At 69.8% G+C, this 4,547-nt stretch carries 4 protein-coding genes; 1 reads left to right on the top strand and 3 read right to left on the bottom strand.

The window, feature by feature from the left end:
- Window positions 1-141: 141 nt before the first annotated feature.
- Window positions 142-933, top strand: a complete 792-nt coding sequence (locus tag Q4I23_RS30685; protein ID WP_498528727.1) for an alpha/beta fold hydrolase — start codon at window positions 142-144, stop codon at window positions 931-933.
- A 9-nt stretch (window positions 934-942) separates the two neighbouring features.
- On the opposite strand, the gene Q4I23_RS30680 is transcribed toward Q4I23_RS30685, so the two are convergent.
- The 3 genes from Q4I23_RS30680 to eno form a co-directional block, all read right to left on the bottom strand.
- Window positions 943-2,160 (bottom strand): acetate/propionate family kinase, encoded by a 1,218-nt coding sequence (locus tag Q4I23_RS30680; RefSeq protein ID WP_498528726.1) that lies wholly within the window; start codon window positions 2,158-2,160, stop codon window positions 943-945.
- A gap of 10 nt (window positions 2,161-2,170) precedes the next feature.
- Entirely contained in the window at window positions 2,171-3,646 is a 1,476-nt protein-coding gene (locus Q4I23_RS30675) for a bifunctional enoyl-CoA hydratase/phosphate acetyltransferase (RefSeq protein WP_498528725.1), read from the bottom strand.
- Between the two features lie 211 nt (window positions 3,647-3,857).
- Window positions 3,858-4,547 (bottom strand): phosphopyruvate hydratase (gene eno, locus Q4I23_RS30670; protein ID WP_498528724.1); only part of this gene is annotated, 690 nt, incomplete at its 5' end.

Raw genomic sequence — 4,547 nt, 5'->3', positions numbered from 1 at the left:
GCGTATAATCGTCGGCAGCGTCAGATGTGTATAAGAGACAGGGTCAGGAAGGGGGCAAGGGCAACGCCGATACGTTTCCACGAGCGTTGCTCGGCGCTTCACGGCATAACGGATGTCCCCAGGACCGCAACGCCACCCGCCATGCCGACGCCAAACGAAGCCCCTGTAGCCGAAACCGAATGGACGATCCGGACCGCGAAAGGCGCCCTCTTCGCGAAGAGCTGGACTCCAGACTCCGCCATTGCCGCGCCGATCATCCTCTTCCACGACTCCCTCGGCAGCGTGGACTTGTGGCGCGGCTTCCCACAGCGGCTGGCGAGCGAGACGAACCGCCGCGTCATCGCCTACGACCGGCTCGGCTTCGGGCGCTCCGCCCCCCATCCGGGCCAACTCGCTCTGGATTTCGTCGCCGCGGAGGCGCAGGACAGCATCCCGCCGCTGTGCGACCAGCTCGGCGTGACGGAGTTCGTCGCCTGTGGGCACAGCGTCGGGGGCGGCATGGCCGTCGAGACGGCGGCGCGTTTTCCCGAGCGCTGCCGCGCCCTCGTGACCATCGCCGCACAGGCCTTCGTGGAAGAGAGGACGCTTGCCGGCATCCGCGACGCCAAGCGCGACTTCCAGGACCCCGCCAACGTCGCGCGTCTGGCGCGGTATCATAGCGACAAGGCGCGCTGGGTCCTGGACGCCTGGACGGAGACGTGGCTGTCGCCCGCCTTCGCCGACTGGACCCTGGACCGTGCCCTGGCGGCGGTACGCTGCCCGGTTCTGGCCCTGCACGGCGACCGCGACGAGTACGGCTCCGCCGCCCACCCCGAACGCATCGCGGCCGGGCGGGGAGCCGCGAGGCTGCTCCCCGACACCGGCCATGTGCCGCACCGCGAACAGGAAACGCTCGTTCTCGACGCGATCCGGAGCTTTCTGGACGGACTTTGAGGCGTCCGCTCAGGCCGCCAGGGGCGACAGCACCGCGCTGTGCGCCAGGATGCCCAGCGTGTGGCTGGCGATCATCCGCTCCTCGTCGGTGGGGATGACGAAGACCGGGACGCGGCTGTCGGCGGCCGAGATGCGCGTGGCGCGGGCACGGTTCGCCGCCCCGTCGATGTGGACGCCGAGCCAGCCCAGCTTCTCCGCCACCCGCGCCCGCACCGGGGCGGAGTTCTCGCCGACGCCGGCGGTGAAGACCACCGCGTCCAGCCCGCCCATGGAGGCCGCCAGCCCCGCCGCCTGCTTGGCGACCTGGAAGCAGAACAGCTCCACGGCCTCCGCCGCCTGCGGGCTCTCGCTGTCCAGCAGGGCGCGCATGTCGTTGGAGACGCCGGACACGCCGAGCAGGCCGGACTTGTGGTAGAGCAGCCGCTCCAGCTCGTCGGGTCCCATGCCCTTCTCGCGCATCAGATAGATCAGCACGCCGGGATCGAGGACGCCGGGGCGGGTGCCCATGGGCAGGCCGTCCAGCGCGGTGAAGCCCATGGTGGTGTCGACGCTGCGGCCCGCGCGCATACCGCACAGGCTGGACCCGCTGCCGAGATGGCAGACGACGACGCGGGCCTCGGCCAGCTCCGGCGCGATCTGCGGCAGGCGCTGGGCGATGTACTCGTAGGACAGGCCGTGGAAGCCGTAGCGCCGCACGCCCTCGTCGGTCAGCTCGCGCGGCAGGGCGAACATCTGGGCCTGCCAGGGCCGCGTGCTGTGGAAGGCGGTGTCGAAGCAGGCGACCTGCGGCAGCTCCGGATAGACCTCGGCCAGCGCGGTCATCGCCGCGATGTTGTGCGGCTGGTGCAGCGGGGCCAGCGGGACCAGGGCCTCCAGCTCCGCCAGCACCGCCGGGGTCAGCTGGACCGGCGCGTCGAAGCGGGTGCCGCCGTGCACGACCCGGTGGCCGGCGGCGACCAGCCGCACGTCGCGCAGCTCGTGCCGCATCCAGGTCAGCAGGAAGCCGAGCAGCCCGGCGCGGTCGCCGGGGCCGACCTCGTCCAGGATGCCGTCGGCCAGGACGTGGCGGGCCGCGTCCTTGGCCTCGAAGCGGGGGGCGGTGCCGATGCCGGAGATCTGGCCGGTCAGGACGGCCTCCAGATCGTGCCTCCCGGCGCCGCAGAAGACGGAGAATTTCAGGCTGGAGGAGCCCGCGTTGATGACGAGACAGGCGTCACGGTGCGACATGGTGTGATCCTCACTCCGCAGCCAGAGGGGTGGCGGCGGCGTTGAGCGCGAGGGCGGGACGGCGCGCGGCGGCCACCAGCGCCGCCACGGCGCAGGAGGCGAGGCGGGTGCGGACGTTGTCGGCGCGGCTGGTCAGGATGACCGGGACCCGCGCACCGAGAACGATGCCCGCGGCGTCGGCGTTGGCGAGGAAGGAGAGCTGCTTGGCCAGCATGTTGCCGGCCTCCAGGTCGGGAACCAGCAGGATGTCGGCCTGACCGGAGACGGGCGACTTGATGCCCTTGATGCGCGCGGCCTCGGCACTGATCGCGTTGTCGAAGGCCAGCGGGCCGTCGAGGATGCCGCCGGTGATCTGGCCGCGGTCGGCCATCTTGCACAGCGCGGCGGCTTCCAGCGTGGTGGCGATCTTCGGGTTGAGGGTTTCCACCGCCGACAGGATGGCGACGCGCGGCGTCTCGACGCCCAGCACCTTCGCCAGATCGATGGCGTTCTGGACGATGTGGACCTTGTCCTCCAGCGTCGGATAGATGTTGATCGCCGCGTCGGTGATGAGCAGCGCCCGCGGGTAGGTCGGCACGTTCATCACGAAGACGTGGCTGATGCGGCGGCTGGTGCGCAGGCCCGTCTCCTTGCGGACGACCTCGGCCATCAACTCGTCGGTGTGCAGGCTGCCCTTCATCACCGCCTCGGCCTCGCCGGTGCGGGCCAGAGCGACGGCCGCCGCGGCGGCGGCGTGGCTGTGTTCGACATCGACCAGACGGTAGCGGGCGATGTCCAGCCCGTGGGCGGCGGCCAGCGCGCGGATCTTCGCCGCCGGGCCGATCAGGATGGGGTCGATCAGGCCGGCTTCCGCCGCCTCCACCGCGCCCTTCAGCGAGCTTTCGTCGCAGGGATGGGCGACCGCCGTGGCGACCGGCTCCAGCCCGTCGCACTTGCGCAGCAGCGCGTCGTGCTTGTCGTGGCGGATCATCTGGATCTGCGGCAGCGCGTGGGCGGCGCGGCGGACCTTGCGGGTCGGCGCCACCACCTCGGCGGTCCCGGTCACCACGACCTCGCCGTCCTGGTTGGTGCACAGGCAGTCAAAGACGACGATGTTCGTGTCGGCCTGCTTCTCGCGCACGGTGACGGTGGCGGTGATCACGTCACCCAGCCCGACCGGGCGGCGGAAGCGCAGGTCCTGGCCGGCGTAGACGGTGCCGGCGCCGGGCAGCCGGGTGCCCAGCACGCCGGAGATCAGCGCGCCGGACCACATGCCGTGGCCGATCACCTTTTGAAAGCGGCTGTCGGCGGCGAATTTCGCGTCCAGATGAACCGGATCGATGTTGCCGGAGACGGTGGCGAACAGCTCGACGTCCATCACGGTCAGTTGCCGCGCGATGCTGGCGGACTGCCCGACCACGATCTCGTCGAAGGTGACGTTCTCGATCGGGGCCGCCTCGGTCGGCACGGCCGGGAGGTCGCCGCTGGTTTCACCATTGGCAGTCATTGCAGAACACTCCGGATAAGAGAAATAGGCATGATGCTGCCCGTTTCAGCCGATCCCTCCCGGCGCGCGCCTTGCTGAAAGGGGAAGCGCGTCTTGCCGTCTTCTTCTGTGAGCGTCTTTTTGTGTACTGATATATTAGCGCAAGAGGCGGTGCGGCGCAGCAAATCCGGCATCACCGGACACTTTGCCGCAGCCGCCTTCGCTTGGGCCGTTACGCCTTGAGGATGCCGCGCCCGGCGAAACGGGATGCTGCGCCGAGCATCTCCTCGATGCGGATCAGCTGGTTGTACTTGGCCAGCCGGTCGGAGCGCGACAGCGAGCCGGTCTTGATCTGGCCGCAGTTGGTGGCGACCGCCAGATCGGCGATGGTGCTGTCCTCGGTCTCGCCCGAGCGGTGCGACAGAACGGCCGTGTAGCCGGCCTTGTGCGCCATGTCCACGGCTTCCAGCGTCTCCGACAGCGTGCCGATCTGGTTGACCTTGACCAGGATCGAGTTGCCCACGCCCTTCCGGATGCCGTCGGCCAGACGCGCCGGGTTGGTCACGAACAGGTCGTCGCCGACCAGCTGCACCTTGCCGCCGATGGCGTCGGTCAGCGCCTTCCAGCCCTCCCAGTCGTCCTCGGCCATGCCGTCCTCGATCGAGATGATCGGGTAGCGGCCGACCAGATCGGCCCAGTAGGCCACCATCTGCTCCGGCGCCAGCGACTTGCCCTCGCCGGCCAGCTCGTACTTCCCGTTCTTGAAGAATTCGGTCGAGGCGGCGTCGATCGCCAGCATGACGTCGTCGCCCGGCTTGTAGCCGGCGGCCTCGATGGCCTTCATCACGAAGCCCAGCGCGTCCTCGGTCGAGGCGAGGTTGGGGGCGAAGCCGCCCTCGTCGCCGACGTTGGTGTTGTGGCC

The organism is Azospirillum sp. UFLA03-27, assembly GCF_059803775.1.
This window is presented reverse-complemented; position numbering and strand designations above follow the sequence as displayed.